Consider the following 16,291-nt stretch of genomic DNA (forward strand, 5'->3'; position numbering starts at 1 on the left):
CAACTCACCGTTTCCGACACCGATAGGCTTCCTCCTTATGGCTGAGTACATCTACACGATGAAGAAGGTTCGCAAGGCGCACGGCGACAAAGTCGTGCTCGACGATGTCACCTTGAACTTCCTTCCCGGCGCCAAGATCGGTGTCGTCGGCCCGAACGGCGCCGGTAAATCCAGCGTGCTCAAGATCATGGCCGGACTGGACCAGCCGAACAACGGCGACGCCTTTCTCGCCAACGGCGCGACGGTCGGCATCCTGCAGCAGGAGCCGCCGCTGAACGAAGAGAAGACGGTCCGCGGCAACGTCGAGGAGGGCCTCGGCGAGATCAAGGTGAAGCTGGACCGCTTCAACGAGATCGCCGAGCTGATGGCCACCGACTACTCCGACGAGCTCATGGAAGAAATGGGCAAGCTGCAGGAGGACCTGGACCACGCCGACGCGTGGGACGTCGACTCTCAGCTCGAGCAGGCGATGGACGCGCTGCGCTGCCCGCCGCCGGACGAGCCGGTCACCCAACTCTCCGGTGGTGAGCGCCGCCGCGTCGCGCTGTGCAAGCTGCTGCTCAGCAAGCCCGACCTGCTGCTGCTCGACGAACCGACCAACCACCTCGACGCCGAGAGCGTGCTGTGGCTCGAGCAGCACCTGGCCGCGTACTCGGGCGCCGTGCTCGCGGTCACCCACGACCGGTACTTCCTGGACAACGTCGCCGAGTGGATCCTCGAACTCGACCGCGGCCGCGCCTACCCCTACGAGGGCAACTACTCCACCTACCTGGAGAAGAAGGCTCAGCGGCTCGAGGTGCAGGGCAAGAAGGACCAGAAGCTGCAGAAGCGGCTCAAGGACGAGCTGGCCTGGGTGCGCTCCGGCGCCAAGGCCCGCCAGGCCAAGAACAAGGCCCGCCTCGGTCGATACGAGGAGATGGCGGCCGAGGCCGACAAGCACAGGAAGTTGGATTTCGAGGAGATTCAGATTCCGGCGGGCCCGCGCCTGGGCAACGTGGTGGTCGACGTCTCGCACCTGGACAAGGGTTACGGCGACCGCCAGCTCATCAAGGATCTGTCGTTCACGTTGCCGCGCAACGGCATTGTCGGTGTCATCGGCCCGAACGGTGTCGGTAAGACCACGCTGTTCAAGACCATCGTCGGGCTCGAATCCCCCGACAGCGGTGAGGTGAAGGTCGGCGAGACGGTCAAACTGAGCTACGTCGACCAGAACCGGGCAGGCATCGACCCGAAGAAGAATGTCTGGCAGGTCGTGTCCGAGGGCCTCGACTTCATCCAGGTCGGTAACCAGGAGATGCCGTCGCGTGCGTACGTGAGCGCGTTCGGCTTCAAGGGCCCGGACCAGCAGAAGCCGGCCGGCGTGCTCTCCGGTGGTGAGCGGAACCGGCTGAACCTGGCGCTCACCCTCAAGCAGGGTGGAAACCTGATCCTGCTCGACGAGCCGACCAACGACCTCGACGTGGAGACGCTGGGTTCGCTGGAGAACGCGCTCGAGCAGTTCCCGGGTTGCGCCGTGGTCATCTCCCACGATCGTTGGTTCCTCGACCGCACCTGCACCCACATCCTGGCGTGGGAGGGCGACTCCGACAACGACGCCAAGTGGTTCTGGTTCGAAGGCAACTTCGAGGCCTACGAGGCCAACAAGATCGACCGCCTCGGGCTGGAAGCGGCCCGCCCGCACCGGGTTACACACCGCAAGCTGACCCGAGACTGAACGAGACCGCGGGCCGGCCAACCCCTCGGGTCGGCCCGCACCTCGGCTGTGCCTCGGCATAGCCGACTTGCTCCGGGATCCAGTCCTACCGTTGCCACGCGGTCACGACTCGATCCCGGCTCCCACCGAGCCGGTACTTCCAGGCCCGGACCGACGAGTTCGCCGCGCCACAAAAAAGGACGTCCGTTATGTCTCGGATCCGGTACAACCGCACCCCACCGGCGCCCACAGCCAGGTCGAATCTCGCTAGTGTGGGACACGTGAATGCGCAGGCACAGTTCGAGCAATCGGCGGTTCCCACCGTCGACATGGTGGCCGAGCTGATCCGAGGTGCTTCGGCCCCGCTGCCGCCGCAGAAAGACCCTGTAGCGCACACCTGACGTTCGCGAGTCCGAACGATGCTGTGCCTGGATCCTTCATCCGAGCTGGGCAATCGCGTGGCGAACACCGCGGTGATGGTGAACACCCCAGGATTGGAAGGGATTTCACCCCCTCGCCTGCAACGCACAGCTACTCTCGGACCGGCGTCGCTTTGTTACGGAACCGAATCCGAGGAGTTGGCGAAAAAATGACGGTCTCGTCCGAATTGTCCAGTGCGGCGTGGGCCGCGAGTTTGCCGCAGGTACTGCGCGGCGAACTGGCGACCCTCGAGGAGGCGTATTTCCGCCACGTCGACGCTGGCGATGTGGACTGCGCGATCACCGGCATCACCCAGATCTTCCGGCGGCACATGGAGTTGGCCATGCACCGTCCGGCGGGCCGGGCGTTGGTCCGGGTGTATCACCCCGACGACGGCTCCGGCCTCGGCGCGGCGGTGCAGCTGGTCACCGACGACATGCCCTTGCTTGTCGAATCGATCACCTCGTCGCTGAACAGGCTCGGCGTCAGCGTGAGCGAGGTAATTCACCCGATCTTCGAAGTAGAGCGCGATGCGGAGGGACGCCTGCAGCACGCCGCCCCGCACGAAGTCGTGGACGGCACCAACGGCGCCACCGCACTGCGCGAATCATGGATGCACCTGCAACTGCACCCGGCCACCAGCCGGGCGCTGCTGAGCCGGATCGAATCCGGCATGCCGAACGTGATCGCCGATGTCCGCCAGGTCATCGGTGACACCGAGGCGATCAAGGATGTGCAGAGCAGGCTGGCCGACGACCTGGAGCTGGCCGCCAAGTCGGGCACCGCGCCGTTCCCGGAGAACGACCTGTCCGACACCGCGAATCTGCTGCGCTGGCTGGCCAGCGGCAACTTCACCGTGCTCGGTTACGCCCGCTACCAGCTGAGCTCCGAGCAGGGGCGCGAGTCGTCCAACCCGATGCCGGGCACCTGCCTCGGCGTGCTCCGGCCCGACGTCGGCACCGATTTCCGGGTGCCGATCAACGCCGCCGACCGGCCGCTGCTGATGCTGACCCAGGGTCTGGTGCCCGCCACCGTGCACCGTTCGGTGTACCCGTACTTCATCGGGGTCGCTGACGTCGACGAGGCAGGCACCATCGTCGGCGAGCACCTGTTCATCGGCGTCTTCACGGTCACCGCGGTGCACGAGAACGTGCTCGACATCCCGGTGATCGAGCGCCGGGTGCGTTCGGTGATCGAGGAGAGCGGCTTCGACCTGGAGTCGTTCTCCGGGCAGGCGATGCTCGAGGTGATCCAGTCCTTCCCGCGCACCGAGCTGTTCTCCTCCGATGCCGAGACGATGCGCCGGACCGCCCTCGCGGTGCTGAACATCGGCCTGCGCAGGCAGGTCCGGCTGTTCCTGCGCGCCGACGGCTACGGCCGCTTCGTCGCCTGCATGGTTTACCTGCCGCGTGATCGCTACACCACGCGGGTGCGGCTGGAGATGCAGGAGATCCTGGTTCGCGAACTGGGCGGCGTCTCCATCGACTACTCCGCGCGGGTCGGCGAAAGTGACCTGGCCAGTGTGTATTTCACGGTGCGCATGCCCGAAGCCGAGTTCGGCGCCCCGCGCTACGCGGCACCGCCCGCGGACACCTCCGAGGCGAACCGCTTGCGCATCCAGGGTTTGCTCGCCGAGGCGAGCCGCACCTGGGAAGACCACCTGAACGACGAGGTCAGCACCTCCACCATGCTCGATCCTGCGGTCGTGCAGCGCTACGCCGAGGCGTTCCCGGACGCGTACAAGGAGGACTTCGAGGCGGGCCGCGCGCTCGCCGACATCGTCCGCCTGGAACGCCTGCGCGAGGGCGGCATCGACCAATACCTGTACCGCAACGCGGATTCCGACCCCGGCACCTGGCGGTTCTCGCTCTACGTCGCCGGCCCCGGCATCTCGCTGAGCCAGGTGCTGCCGGTCCTGCAGAGCCTCGGTGTGGAAGTTGTCGACGAGCGTCCGTACCAGCTCGAACTGGAGCCGCAGCCCGGCGGTGACCCGAGCACCGGCGGGGAACGCTGGATCTACGACTTCGGTCTGCTGGCCCGCGCCGAGTTGCTGCGCAGCGCGCTCGACCGCGACCTGGACGCGGAACTGCTCGAGTCGTCCAAGCGGGCCGCCGTGCTGGAGGCGGAGGTCCGTGGCCTGCGCGAGCGGTTCACCGAGGCCTTCGAGGCGGCCTGGTACGGCCGCGCGGAGGCCGACGGACTCAACGAACTGGTGCTGCGCGCACGCCTGCCGTGGCGCGCGGTGTCGATCCTGCGCGCTTACGCGAAGTACCTGCAGCAGGCCGGTTTCCCGTACAGCCAGGCCAACATCTCCCGGGTGCTGCTCACCTACCCGGACGTGGCACGGCTGTTCGTGGATTTGTTCGGGGCGCGTTTCGACCCGGACAACTTCTCGGCCGAGCACGCCGCCGAGCTGGAGATCCAGGTCCGCGGCCGGATCGACGAGGTGGTCAGCCTCGACGCCGACCGCATCCTGCGGGCCATCCTCAACCTGATCAGGGCGACGCTGCGCACCAACTACTACGTCACCGATGCCGAGGGCATGGCGCGGGACTACATCTCGATGAAGGTCGAACCGCGCGAGATCAGCGAATTGCCCAAGCCGAGGCCGCAATTCGAGATCTTCGTGTACTCGCCGCGGGTCGAGGGTGTGCACCTGCGGTTCGGCTCGGTGGCCCGTGGTGGGCTGCGCTGGTCGGACCGGCTGGAGGACTTCCGCACCGAGGTGCTCGGCCTGGTGAAGGCCCAGGCGGTGAAGAACGCGGTGATCGTCCCCGTCGGCGCGAAGGGCGGCTTCGTCGTGAAGCAGCCGCCCGCCGCCACCGGCGATCCCGTCGCGGACCGGCAGGCCCTCGGCGCCGAAGGCGTCAGCTGCTACCGCACCTTCATCTCCGGCCTGCTCGACGTCACCGACAACGTCGATCGCGCGACGGGCAACGTGGTGCCGCCCGCCCGGGTGGTGCGCCGCGACGGCGACGACACCTACCTGGTGGTCGCCGCCGACAAGGGCACCGCGACGTTCTCCGACATCGCCAACGATGTGGCGCAGCGCTACGGTTTCTGGCTCGGTGACGCGTTCGCCTCGGGCGGCTCGGTGGGCTACGACCACAAGGCCATGGGCATCACCGCCAAGGGGGCCTGGGAGAGCGTCAAACGCCACTTCCAGGAAATGGACATCGACACCCAGACCGAGGATTTCACCGTCGTCGGCATCGGCGACATGAGCGGTGACGTCTTCGGCAACGGCATGCTGCTGTCCGAGCACATCCGCCTGCTGGCGGCGTTCGACCACCGGCACATCTTCCTGGACCCGAACCCGGACACCGCCGCCTCCTACGCCGAACGGCAGCGGATGTTCAAGCTGCCCCGCTCGTCGTGGGCCGACTACGACGCCTCGCTCATCAGCAAGGGCGGCGGCGTGTGGGACCGCACCGTGAAGTCGGTGCCGATCAGCCCGCAGGCGCGAAAGGCGTTGGGGCTGGCCGATGACGTGGAATCGCTGTCCCCGCCCGAGTTGGTGCGAGCCATTCTGCTCGCGCCCGCCCAGTTGCTGTGGAACGGCGGCATCGGCACCTACATCAAGGCGAGCACCGAGTCCAACGCCGACGTGGGCGACAAGTCCAATGATCTGGTCCGGGTCAACGGAGACCAGTTGCGCGTCAAGGTGATCGGCGAGGGCGGCAACCTGGGTGCGACGGCGCTCGGCCGCATCGAGTTCTGCCGCCACGGCGGCAAGATGAACACCGACGCGCTCGACAACTCGGCCGGCGTCGACTGCTCCGACCACGAGGTCAACATCAAGGTGCTGCTCGACGGTGTGGTCAGCGCGGGCCAGTTGCCCGCGCCGGAACGCAACCCGCTGCTCGCCTCGATGACCGACGAGGTCGCGCGGATGGTGCTGGAAGACAATGTGGCGCAGAACTTCCTGATGGGCATGTCGCGCACCGACGCACCGCAGATGCTGAACGTGCACATGCGCCTGATCGAGGATCTGGAAGAGCGCCGCGGGCTCGACCGGGAGCTGGAGGCGCTGCCGTCGAAGGCGCAGCTCGCGCGCATGCTGGAGGAGGGCACCGGCCTGACCTCGCCGGAACTGGCCAACCTCATGGCGCACGTGAAGCTTTCGCTCAAGGCCGACCTGCTCGACACGGATCTGCCGGACAGCCCGTTCTTCGTCACCCGGTTGCCGGACTACTTCCCGACGCCGCTGCGCGATCGGTTCGGTGCCGCGATCAAGAAGCACCGGCTGCGCAGGGAGATCCTCACCACGATGATCGTGAACGAGATGGTCGACTACGGCGGCATCACCTACGCGCACCGGCTGAGCGAGGAAACCGGCGCCACCGCCACCGATTCGGTGCGCGCGTTCGCCGCGGCCACCGAGATCTTCGGCCTGCCGGAGATGTGGGCGAGGATCCGGGCGGCCGACGCCACCACCGCGGTGCGTGACCTGCTGGAACTGGAAACCAAGCGGACACTGGACCGGGCGTCGCGCTGGTTCCTGAGCAACCGTCCGCAGCCGATCGCGGTCGGCGCGGAGATCAACCGGTACTGCCAGGACGTGCAGGCGCTGGCGCCGAAGGTGCCGGGCTGGCTGCGCGGACATCACGTCGCGACGCTCACCGACCAGTCGGCCGAGCTCATCGCCCGCGGTGCGCCGACCGACCTGGCCACCGAGGTGTTCGGCCTGCTGAATCTGTTCCCGCTGCTCGACATCGTGGACATCGCCGACATCACCGATCGCGACGGCGACGAGGTCGGTGCGCTCTACTATGCGCTCAACGAGCACCTCAAGATCGACTGGCTGCTCCAGGCGGTCAGCCACCTCGAACGCGGTGACCGCTGGCACTCGCTGGCTCGGCTCGCGCTGCGCGACGATATGTACTCGTCGCTGCGCTCGCTGACCCTCGATGTGCTGTCGGCCGGTGACCCGGAAGAGAGCGCCGACGAGAAGATTGCATACTGGGAGTCGAAGAACCAGTCCCGGCTCGGGCGCGCCCGAGCGGCACTGTCGGAGTTGTTCGAGTCCGGAACCCACGATCTCGCCACGCTGTCGGTTGCGGCGCGGCAAGTGCGAAGCATGGTGAGCGGGGTGGGCGCCCAATCGGAGGTACCACGTTGACGAGCTCGTTGAACGGTAACGGGAAGGCACACGGCGGCAATGTCGTGCTGCCCAAGCGTTTCCACACCCAGGTAGAGGTCAGATGGTCGGACATGGATGCTTTTCAGCATGTCAACCATGCCCGCATGGTGACCCTGCTGGAGGAGGCGCGCATCCCGTGGCTGCTCGAGCCAGGTAGGCCGACCGCCGCGCTCGGCACCGGCTGTGTGCTGGCCGACCTGCGGGTGCGGTACCGCGGTCAGCTGCGGCATGAGGACACCCCGCTCGATATCGCCATGTGGATCCAGCAGCTGCGGGCGGTCGACTTCACCATCGGCTACGAGGTGCGTGCCGCGAGCGCGGCGCCGGACTCGCCTGCCGCGGTGATCGCGTCCACCCAGATCGCCGCGTTCGACATGTCCGCGCAGCGGTTGCGCAGGCTCACCGATGCCGAACGCGACTATCTCGCCGAGTGGCTGGACTGATCCACATCGGTAATCGCGTAGCGCGAACGGCGGCACGGCCGTGATGCCGGAACAGCGTGTGCTGCACGTGCCCGATCCGGCGGAGCGAGAGAACCTCGCGACGTTCCTGACTCGGGCACTGCGGCTGGACCCCGCGGTGGTGGTACGTATCCGCCGCCGCGGGGAGCAGCACGTCTCGGCCTGGGTGGCAACGGGTTTCGAGGCGCTCGCGGTCCGCACCATCGTCGGGGAGCTCGGCGTCGACGATGTCACCGTCGGCGCCGACATGGTGCTGGCCGGCCTCGGTTCCGGCCTGCCCATCGACCTCGGTTACTCGATGGACTCCGCCTGGCGTGGCGCGCTGCCGCCGATGGACGGTTTCACCCACATCGACGATGTCCCCGCGCGCACCTTGGTCGAACTCGCCGAGCAGGGTGCGCGATTGGCGAAGGAACACGGCAGCAGCCACGGCCCGCCCGCCTCGCTGCTCGACCAGCCTGTGCTGACCGTCTCCAGCGACGACGTCCAGGTGCAGGTCCCGATGCGCGTCGTCTTCGCCCTCACCGCAATGGATTTCATCCCGCACTCCGGGGACAAGGCCGACCCCGCCCGCATCCTCCCCACCGAGATCGTCCGAGTCCGCGCCACCAACACCTGGCTGCGCATAGACGCCCGCTACGGTTCGGTGGCCCGCCGCCGCGGCGGCGGCATCTCCCTCTCCCCGAGCTGACCCACCGCGGCGGATCGAGATCCGCACTATCTCTTGGGATCCGCACTCGCTAGGGGCGCTACAGCCAGTGCGTATCCCGAGAACCGGCGCGGCGGTTGCCCTCAGCGGTGTGGTTGGTGGTCAGGGGTGGCTGACTAGACGTCGGCGGTTTGGCGAGCGGGCTATCCGAGGCCGGCGGCCAGTTCGTCTGCGATAGTCAGGTCGGCGGCGACGGTTTCCCGGTCGGCTTCGGACAAGTCCAGTGCCGCGACCTCGGCGAGTAGCGAGGATGCGCGGCGATGATCGCCGGTGCGCACGCAGAGCTCGGCGAGGTAGACCAGCGCAGGAAGGCGCTGGACCGCGGGTGCGTCGGCGTGCCGTGCCAGCCCGTTTTCCAGTATTCGGATCGCGGCGTTCTCGTCTCCATGTGAGTCCGCCTGTCTGGCAGCGGCTTTCACCGTCCGCGCCAGCCGGCTCTCTGGTGCCGCAGGGTTGTCGCCGGGGTCGTCCTTCCGGAAGACGCGCAGCCAGTTCCCGCCGGGGTCAACGATGGAGAACCCACTCGGCATGCCCTGCTTCTTGCGTGGTCGGGTTATTCGTGGGATGCCGGTAACCGGCACCTTACCGAAATCGGCGCGCAGCCCGGCAGCGAACGCTGCGTACAGCGCGGCTGGGTCGACGACGGCCAAGCCGACATTGCCCAGCGACTCAGCGGGATCGAATCCCGGGATGGCCCCGAAATGCAACTCGATCCCGCCTCTGCGCAGTGCGACATACGGATTCGGCCGATCCTGGCGGTAGGTCTGCTCGAAGCCGAGGGCGGCATAGAAGGGCAGGATGTCATCCAATGCACGGCACGGGAGGATGGGAATGACCGTCTCGGCGTACACGAAAACATCGTACTGTGTTCGGAGTATTAGACGAGGAGGTTCCGGCCATGGAGTACGCGGGACGCGGCGACGCCGCTCGGACGATGGCGTTGCTGTGGGATGGCGGAGCGCCGGTGCCTCGGCGGGGCCCACGTCACCGGCTCGACCTGACGGCGATTATCGACGCCGCGATCGCCGAAGCCGACCACGCCGGGCCGTCCTCGCTCTCGATCCGCGCCCTCGCCCAGACGCTGAATGTCGGTGCCGCGACGCTCTATACCTATGTGCCAGGGAAGGCGGAGTTGCTGGAACTGATGGTCGACCGCGTCATCGGTAGCCACCCGCCGCCGAGCGCGGCGGGTGGTTGGCGTGCCGGACTGCGCGACCTCGCGCACAGCGACCTCGCGTCCTTTCGTGCTCATCGCTGGCTGCTGCAGGTGGCCACCTCGCGCACCGTGTTCGGACCCAACTACCTGGCTCGTTATGAGGCCACCGTCGCACTGTTGGCCGACTGTGGCCTGGCGGCGGCCGACATCGTCAAATGCGTTGCGGCCGTGGAGTCCTACACGCGCGGGGCCGCGTCGGCGGTGGTAGACGCCGAGCAGGCGCCCAGCGCGACCGGTAGCAGCGACGAACAATGGTGGCAGCAGCGGGCGCCGCTGTTGGAAGCACGAATGGCCGGTCGATTCCCGGTGCTCGCCGCACTGGACGCCGCCGGTGCGTTCGCCGTATCGGAGTCGGCAGCGCCCTATCTACTGCAACGAGCACTCGACCGCTTCGCCTACGGTCTCGATCTGCTGCTCGACTCCCTCGATGCCAGAATCGAAGAGGCGGCGAGTTCGCTCTGGACTGAACGGCCGCGAACTTGACATCTTCGCCAGTCGGCAGGTGCGTAAGTCTCTGTCCTGTGGCGTGCCGCATGCTGTGGTTGCGTCGCTGGCGCTTTGGTTTGAACCGAGCTGGCTCAGGGGAGGCCGAGTAGGCGGAGGAGGGCGGTGGTTGTTGCGGCGGCGAGGATTACCAGGAGGATGGGTTGTTTGCGCCAGGCCAGCAGGGCGGCCACGAGAACGCCTGCGGGGAGGGCGAATCCGAAGTGGCCGGATGCGGTGGGCAGGGCGGTGACCGCCACCAGAGCGGCGAGTAGGACGACGGCGCCTACTTCCAGAAGCTGAATTGTGCGGGCGGGGAAGCGGATACGGTCACGGAGTGCGGGGCCGGACCAGCGGAAGGCGTAGGTTCCCAGGGCGAGGGCGATCATGCCTGCGATCAGCATCATTCGACACCTGATTCACACGCGCTGCGATTGCGATTCGGTGCAACAGCTTCCGATGTACCGGCAGACGCTTCTTTGTCGCCTCGCGGTCGGACAAAGAACAACCCTGAAAGTGCCACCAGTACAGGCATTCCCGCGGGCAAGAACGGCGCACTGGCGACCGCCGCCACCGCACCCACCAATGCCGCACGCCGTGTCGTCATGTCCCGCAACGCGGGAACTATCAATGCGAGCAGCACCGCGGGGAACACCGCGTCCAGCCCGAACGCCGCGGTGTCGGGCACGAAGGATCCGATCAGCGCACCGAGCGCGGCACCGGCAGGCCAGGCGAGCAGCACGCCGAAACCGCAGGCCCAGTAGGCCGCTCGCTTCCGGTCGGCGTCCGGCTGGGCCAGCGACATCGCCACCGACTCGTCGTTCATCAGGTGCACACCGAGGAACCGCCGCCACCCGGTGCCGACCACATCGGGCACCGACAACCCGTACGGCAGGTGCCGAGCGTTGACCACCAGCCCGGCCAGCATGGCAGCGATGGGACTGCCACCGGCCGCGACGATCCCGATGAACAAGAACTCCGCACCCCCGGCGAGCACCACGATCCCGAGCGCAATGGGCAGCCAGGCAGGCAGGCCGGTGGTCACCGCGGTCGCGCCGTAGGACACCCCGATCACCGCGACGGCAAGGCATACCGCCGCGATCCCGGAGAACGTGTCCCGCCCGAGTGTTCGCCATATCGAACGCATGTAGCTTATAGTGAACACGGCGAACCGATCCGTCAATATGGTTTCCTGTTGAGTGGTCGATCACACGATGGGAGGGCAAGTGGCACAGCGGGACTCACCGGCGCAGACACCCCAGGCGGTGATCGCCGCCGCCTTACGTCGTGAACGCACCCGCGCCGGCCTGTCCCTCACCGAGGTGGCGAACCGTGCGGGTATCGCGAAATCCACGCTCTCCCAACTGGAATCGGGCACCGGCAATCCAAGCCTGGAGACCCTGTGGGCCTTGTGCGTCGCACTCGACATGCCGTTCTCTGGTCTGCTCGACCCGCCACGCCCCACCGTTCAGGTGATTCGCGCGGGGGAGGGGCCGGTCGTCGCCGCCGCGGAGTCCGACTACCGCGCGACTCTGCTGGCCGCGAGCCCACCCAACTCCCGCCGCGACCTGTTCCGGATCGCCGTCGAGCCCGGACACGCACGCCGCTCCGAACCGCATATTCCAGGTGTGGTCGAGCACGTACTACTCGCGAGCGGTCGCGCCAAAGTCGGCTTGATCGACGAACCCGTCGACCTGTCCCCGGGCGACTACATCTCGTACCCGGGCGATCTCCCACACGTCTTCGAAGCACTGGAGCCCGCCACCTGGGCAACCCTGGTGATCGAATACACCTAGGCGGCGCCTTCCCCCAGGTACTGCAGCCACACCGGATCCAGATCGGCCGTCGTGGAGAGCAGTCGCCAGTGCGGTCCCTTCGGCGAGACCAGTGGTGAGCGCAGGGTCCAGCCCAGTTCGCTCAGCATCTTGTCGGCCTTACGGTGATTGCACGGCGCGCAGCTGGCGACGCAGTTCTCCCAGGAGTGTTCCCCGCCCCGGCTACGCGGGATGACGTGGTCGATGGTTTCGGCTTTGCCGCCGCAGTAGCCGCAGCGGTAACGGTCGCGGTGCATGAGTGCGGCGCGGGTCATCGGGACGCGGGCCCGATACGGCACGTGGACGTAGGTGCGCAGGCGGATCACCGAGGGGATCGTGACGGCGGATTCGGCGGAATGGACGACCGGACCCTCGGCGTCGTGATGGACGGTGTCTGCTTTATCGCAGATGAGCAAGACGATCGCGCGGCGCGCGGACAGAGCGGTGAGCGGCTCGTAGGTGGCGTTCAGAAGCAGCACCCGGCGCTTCAACCAGCTCGGACTCTCACTGTGCGGCGGTGCGGAGCGGTGCGCATGATCGGCGTGACCGTGATGCGCGCCCGGATAATGATCGGACAAGATGTGCAGCGGAGTAGCCCCCGACCCACGATTGTGGACGTCGGCGGGCTGGAGTTGTCGGTGTGTCCGCGCCTCGTGTGATCTGGCGCTGTGCCGCTGCTTCATCTGGACCTCAATTTCATGATTGGCAGGATCATGCTGTTAGCTCGGCAGAGATTGCCACCCAGTTGACCATGGAACGTCGGCTATTGCACGGTGATTTTCAACAATGTCCGGTTAACTGTGGCTGAAGAGCCGCCTGCCCGCGATTTACCGTCCGGAGAAACCGCGGTGTGGGCTGTCGATGCCGAGCGCGGGCACAATGGACGTCGGCGCATCCAGCGAATCGAGAGGGTCTATGACTTCGGGCGAGCAGACAGCATCGGCTTCGGCAGAACAGGCGACGTCGTTCTACGACGCGGTCGGCGGGGCGGAGACGTTCCGGCGCATCGTCGCGGCGTTCTACCGCGAGGTGGCGGCCGACGAGGTGCTGCGCCCCCTGTACCCCGAGGAAGATCTCGGTCCGGCCGAGCGCAGGCTGCGCATGTTCCTGGAGCAGTACTGGGGTGGGCCGCGGACCTACGGTGAGGAGCGCGGGCACCCTCGGCTGCGGATGCGGCATCATCCGTTCACCATCGGCCCGCTTGAGCGCGACGCGTGGTTGCGTTGCATGCGAATCGCCGTAGCCGAGATAGAACCCGAGCTACTCGACGACGAGCATCGCAAGGCGCTGCTGGACTATCTGGAGATGGCGGCGAATTCGCTGATGAACGCCCCCTGGTGAGGGCGTTTGGCGTCAGAGCCGGGACGGGCCGAGGGTTTTCGGCGCGTCGCGGCGGACGCTGGCGATTTGCCGGAAGTTGAGATCACTGCTCCGCCTAAGGGTTTTTGCCGCAAAACTTTGGCACTATTGCAGATGTGACTGATACACCCGCCGTGCTGGTGCCGGTGGATCGCACCAAGCAACCATGGTGGCGGTCGGCCGTTTTCTACCAGGTTTATCCTCGATCATTCGCGGACTTCGATGGCGACGGGGTCGGTGACCTCGGCGGCGTCCGGGAGAAACTCGGCTACCTCGAACTGCTCGGCATCGACGCGCTCTGGGTGTGTCCGGTGATGACCTCACCGATGGCCGACGGCGGCTACGACGTAGCCGACCCGCGCGATATCGATCCCCTGTTCGGCGGCCTCGCCGCCATGGACGAGCTGATCGCCGAGGCGCACCTGCGCCAGATCAAGATCACCATGGACCTGGTGCCGAACCACACCAGCAACGAACATCCCTGGTTCCTCGCGGCCCTGGAAGCCGGGCCGGGTAGCCCGGAGCGGGCCCGCTACCTCTTCCGTGACGGGCGCGGCCCCGGCGGCGACGCCCCACCGAACAACTGGCCGAGCATCTTCGGCGGCCCCGCCTGGACCAGGGTCACCGAGCCCGACGGCACGCCGGGCCAGTGGTACCTGCATATTTTCGCGCCAGAACAGCCCGATCTGAACTGGGAAAACCCGGAGGTCGCGGCCGATTTCGAGAAGACGCTGCGGTTCTGGCTCGACCGCGGCGTCGACGGCTTCCGCCTCGACGTGGCGCACGGCATGGCGAAACCGGCCGGGCTGCCCGACATGGCGGTGGCCAAGTCCAGCATGCTGTCCAACGACGACGACGATCCGCGCTTCAACAACCCCGCCGTGCATGAGATCCACCGCCGCATCCGCAAGGTGCTCGACGACTACCCGGACGCGGTGTCGATCGGCGAGGTGTGGGTGAACGACAACGTGCGCTTCGGCGAGTACCTACGCCCCGACGAGCTACACCTGGCCTTCAACTTCCGGCTGGCCAAGACCGACTTCGACGCCGACAACGTGCGCGCGGCGATCGACAACTCGCTCGCCGCGGTCGCGCCGGTCGCGGCCGCACCCACCTGGACGCTGTCCAACCACGACATCGCCAGGGAAGTGACCCGCTACGGCGGCGGCGCGGTGGGCGAGGCGCGGGCCCGCGCGATGCTGCTGGTCGAACTCGCGCTGCCCGGCACGGTATTCATCTACAACGGCGCCGAACTGGGTTTGCCGAACGTGGACGACCTACCCGACGAGGTACTGCAAGACCCGGCGTGGGAGCGGTCGGGGCACACCGAACGCGGCCGCGACGGCTGCCGGGTGCCGATCCCGTGGGAGGGCACCGCACCGCCGTTCGGCTTCACCACCGGCACACCCTGGCTGCCGATGCCGGCCGACTGGGCGGGTCGCACGGTGGAAGCGCAGCTCGAGGAACTCGGCTCCACCCTCTCGCTCTACCGGATGGCCATCGAATTACGCGGCCTGCGACCGGAATTCAGCGGTGACCGGATCGAGTGGTACGGCAGCCCACCCGGGTGTCTCGCCTTCCGCCGCGAGGGTGGCCTGGTCTGTGTGCTGAACGCGTCGAACACACCCACCCAGCTGCCACCCGGTGACGTGCTGCTGGCCAGCGCCGCGCTCGACGGTGGCCAGCTGCCGCCGAACACGGCCGCCTGGTTGGTCTAGGGTCTGTCGCAAAGTCCCATCCGGCGCCTCCGGCCGGACTTTGCGACAGGCCCTAGGCGAGGAAGTCGAGCACGGCCCGCGCCCACTCGTCCGGTCGTTCGTCGGCGAGTGCGTGCCCGGCGTCGAGCTCGACGTACCGCGCGCCTGCGATGCCGACACCAGCTCTCGCGCGTGCGCGGGGGAGACCACCTGATCGTGCGCGCCCGCGACAACCAGCGTCGGCACCGCGAGCGCGCCGAGATCGGCCCGGACATCGATCCGGCTGAGCAGATCGAGCTGGTCGTCGGCGCCTTCGGGTAGCCCGGTCGCGATCGCCTCGGTCAGCGTGGCGAGCTCCGCAGCCGACCGCTCGTCGAGCGACCGCGCACTCCAGCCGATCAGAGCCAGATACACTGCGAGGCAACGCATCTCACCCGCAGCGGCCAGCTCACGCCAGATCCGGACGATCAGCTGCAGCCGCGGGTTGGGCAGCGCCAGACCGGCGGACAGGATCAGGGCGCTCACCCGATCCGGGTGGCGGGTCGCGGCCCGCACTGCGATCGCCGAGCCGGTGGAGAAGCCGAGTACGGCGAAGGTTTCCAGCCCGGCCCGGTCGGCTGCGGCAACCAGCTGGTCCGTGAGATCGTCTGCGGTGAGCGGATTGTGAGCCCGCGGCGTTGCGCCGGAGCCTGGATAGTCGGGGCCGACGACGGTGTATTCACGGGAGAGCCGATCGATCAGCGGCCCGAAACTGTCCTGGATATCGCTGCTCGCCCCGTGTGCGAGCAGCAGACCGGGGCCGGTACCGCGGACGAGGGCGGCGAGGGAAGTAGTCATGCCGCGACGCTAAAGTCTCACATGGATGAGAAGGTCAATCGTGGTGTGAGGCGGATCTCGTGCGGATCGGAGAACTGGCGAGGCGGACCGGCGTGAAGCCGCGGTTGCTGCGCTATTACGAAGAGCAGGGCCTGATTTCGGCGGAGCGCGACGCCAACGGCTATCGCAACTACAGCACCGACGTGCCCGGCGTGGTCACCCAGATCCGCGCGCTGCTCGGCGCGGGGCTATCCACCGAGGTGATCCGCGACATCCTGCCCTGCGCGCACGGCCCGGCCCCAGAGTTGGAGCCGCACCCGGACATGCTCGCGGTGCTCGGCCGCGAACTCGCCGCCATCGAGGCGAAGATCGACTGCCTCGCGGCGACCAGGGACATCCTCACCTGCTATTTGAAGGCGACGCGCGCGAAAGCGGCTTCCCCGGCCGGCTAGCGACCCGACACGAAACAGTCACAGTACG

At 67.3% G+C, this 16,291-nt stretch carries 13 protein-coding genes and 1 pseudogene; 9 read left to right on the forward strand and 5 right to left on the reverse strand.

Annotated features, from left to right (window positions below; translation table 11 throughout):
- Positions 1 to 37: 37 nt before the first annotated feature.
- From ettA to ACIHA7_RS14480, 4 genes are all read left to right on the forward strand, one after another.
- Positions 38 to 1,714: an energy-dependent translational throttle protein EttA gene (ettA, locus tag ACIHA7_RS14465; protein ID WP_397289402.1), complete on the forward strand. Its 1,677-nt coding sequence runs from the start codon at positions 38 to 40 to the stop codon at positions 1,712 to 1,714.
- Positions 1,715 to 2,282: 568 nt separating this feature from the next.
- The gene (locus ACIHA7_RS14470; protein ID WP_397289404.1) at positions 2,283 to 7,235 is read left to right on the forward strand and encodes an NAD-glutamate dehydrogenase; all 4,953 of its coding nucleotides are present in this window, start codon (positions 2,283 to 2,285) and stop codon (positions 7,233 to 7,235) included.
- On the forward strand, positions 7,232 to 7,699 hold the full coding sequence (locus ACIHA7_RS14475) for an acyl-CoA thioesterase (protein ID WP_397289406.1): 468 nt from the start codon (positions 7,232 to 7,234) through the stop codon (positions 7,697 to 7,699). The genes ACIHA7_RS14470 and ACIHA7_RS14475 overlap by 4 nt, the downstream gene beginning before the upstream one ends.
- A gap of 43 nt (positions 7,700 to 7,742) precedes the next feature.
- Positions 7,743 to 8,408, forward strand: coding sequence for a hypothetical protein (locus tag ACIHA7_RS14480; protein WP_397289408.1), 666 nt, complete (start codon positions 7,743 to 7,745; stop codon positions 8,406 to 8,408).
- 161 nt (positions 8,409 to 8,569) lie between these two features.
- Here the strand turns inward: ACIHA7_RS14480 and ACIHA7_RS14485 are convergent, their stop codons facing one another.
- Positions 8,570 to 9,277, reverse strand: a complete 708-nt coding sequence (locus ACIHA7_RS14485; protein ID WP_397289410.1) for a VOC family protein — start codon at positions 9,275 to 9,277, stop codon at positions 8,570 to 8,572.
- A gap of 47 nt (positions 9,278 to 9,324) precedes the next feature.
- On the opposite strand from ACIHA7_RS14485, the gene ACIHA7_RS14490 reads away from it, so the two are divergent.
- Positions 9,325 to 10,125, forward strand: coding sequence for a TetR/AcrR family transcriptional regulator C-terminal domain-containing protein (locus ACIHA7_RS14490; protein ID WP_397289412.1), 801 nt, complete (start codon positions 9,325 to 9,327; stop codon positions 10,123 to 10,125).
- 95 nt (positions 10,126 to 10,220) lie between these two features.
- Here ACIHA7_RS14490 and ACIHA7_RS14495 read toward each other — a convergent pair whose 3' ends face one another.
- Together ACIHA7_RS14495 and ACIHA7_RS14500 are read right to left on the reverse strand one after the other, a co-directional pair.
- Complete coding sequence (locus tag ACIHA7_RS14495; RefSeq protein ID WP_147128886.1) at positions 10,221 to 10,532, reverse strand: AzlD domain-containing protein; 312 nt, start codon at positions 10,530 to 10,532, stop codon at positions 10,221 to 10,223.
- Complete coding sequence (locus ACIHA7_RS14500) at positions 10,529 to 11,272, reverse strand: AzlC family ABC transporter permease (protein ID WP_397289415.1); 744 nt, start codon at positions 11,270 to 11,272, stop codon at positions 10,529 to 10,531. Before ACIHA7_RS14500 ends, ACIHA7_RS14495 begins: the two co-directional genes overlap by 4 nt.
- Positions 11,273 to 11,351: 79 nt before the next feature.
- Between ACIHA7_RS14500 and ACIHA7_RS14505 the strand changes: the two genes are divergently transcribed.
- Positions 11,352 to 11,921 carry a helix-turn-helix domain-containing protein gene (locus tag ACIHA7_RS14505; protein ID WP_397289417.1) on the forward strand — a complete coding sequence of 190 codons (570 nt, stop codon included), beginning with the start codon at positions 11,352 to 11,354 and terminating at the stop codon, positions 11,919 to 11,921.
- On the opposite strand, the gene ACIHA7_RS14510 is transcribed toward ACIHA7_RS14505, so the two are convergent.
- Complete coding sequence (locus ACIHA7_RS14510) at positions 11,918 to 12,622, reverse strand: HNH endonuclease (RefSeq protein WP_397289419.1); 705 nt, start codon at positions 12,620 to 12,622, stop codon at positions 11,918 to 11,920. The genes ACIHA7_RS14505 and ACIHA7_RS14510 overlap by 4 nt on opposite strands.
- 232 nt (positions 12,623 to 12,854) lie before the next feature.
- Here ACIHA7_RS14510 and ACIHA7_RS14515 point away from each other — a divergent pair, with 232 nt between their 5' ends.
- Both ACIHA7_RS14515 and ACIHA7_RS14520 read left to right on the forward strand, forming a co-directional pair.
- Positions 12,855 to 13,280: a globin gene (locus ACIHA7_RS14515; RefSeq protein ID WP_397289421.1), complete on the forward strand. Its 426-nt coding sequence runs from the start codon at positions 12,855 to 12,857 to the stop codon at positions 13,278 to 13,280.
- 134 nt (positions 13,281 to 13,414) lie between these two features.
- On the forward strand, positions 13,415 to 15,016 hold the full coding sequence (locus ACIHA7_RS14520; protein WP_397289423.1) for a glycoside hydrolase family 13 protein: 1,602 nt from the start codon (positions 13,415 to 13,417) through the stop codon (positions 15,014 to 15,016).
- 117 nt (positions 15,017 to 15,133) lie between these two features.
- Here ACIHA7_RS14520 and ACIHA7_RS14525 read toward each other — a convergent pair.
- Positions 15,134 to 15,832, reverse strand: a pseudogene (locus tag ACIHA7_RS14525) (alpha/beta fold hydrolase); the annotation flags it as partial.
- A gap of 59 nt (positions 15,833 to 15,891) precedes the next feature.
- On the opposite strand from ACIHA7_RS14525, the gene ACIHA7_RS14530 reads away from it, so the two are divergent.
- Positions 15,892 to 16,263 (forward strand): MerR family transcriptional regulator, encoded by a 372-nt coding sequence (locus ACIHA7_RS14530; protein ID WP_397289425.1) that lies wholly within the window; start codon positions 15,892 to 15,894, stop codon positions 16,261 to 16,263.
- Positions 16,264 to 16,291 lie beyond the last annotated feature (28 nt).

It is taken from the genome of Nocardia sp. NPDC052316 (assembly GCF_044547795.1).
Taxonomy (GTDB): Bacteria; Actinomycetota; Actinomycetes; order Mycobacteriales; family Mycobacteriaceae; genus Nocardia.

Bases quoted from the DNA above. Each gene is read 5' to 3' on its own strand.
- ettA (WP_397289402.1), top strand. From the start codon at position 38: ATGGCTGAGTACATCTACACGATGAAGAAGGTTCGCAAGGCGCACGGC.
- ACIHA7_RS14510 (WP_397289419.1), bottom strand. From the start codon at position 12,622: ATGAAGCAGCGGCACAGCGCCAGATCACACGAGGCGCGGACACACCGA.
- ACIHA7_RS14470 (WP_397289404.1), top strand. From the start codon at position 2,283: ATGACGGTCTCGTCCGAATTGTCCAGTGCGGCGTGGGCCGCGAGTTTG.
- ACIHA7_RS14495 (WP_147128886.1), bottom strand. From the start codon at position 10,532: ATGATGCTGATCGCAGGCATGATCGCCCTCGCCCTGGGAACCTACGCC.
- ACIHA7_RS14480 (WP_397289408.1), top strand. From the start codon at position 7,743: ATGCCGGAACAGCGTGTGCTGCACGTGCCCGATCCGGCGGAGCGAGAG.
- ACIHA7_RS14515 (WP_397289421.1), top strand. From the start codon at position 12,855: ATGACTTCGGGCGAGCAGACAGCATCGGCTTCGGCAGAACAGGCGACG.
- ACIHA7_RS14490 (WP_397289412.1), top strand. From the start codon at position 9,325: ATGGAGTACGCGGGACGCGGCGACGCCGCTCGGACGATGGCGTTGCTG.
- ACIHA7_RS14500 (WP_397289415.1), bottom strand. From the start codon at position 11,272: ATGCGTTCGATATGGCGAACACTCGGGCGGGACACGTTCTCCGGGATC.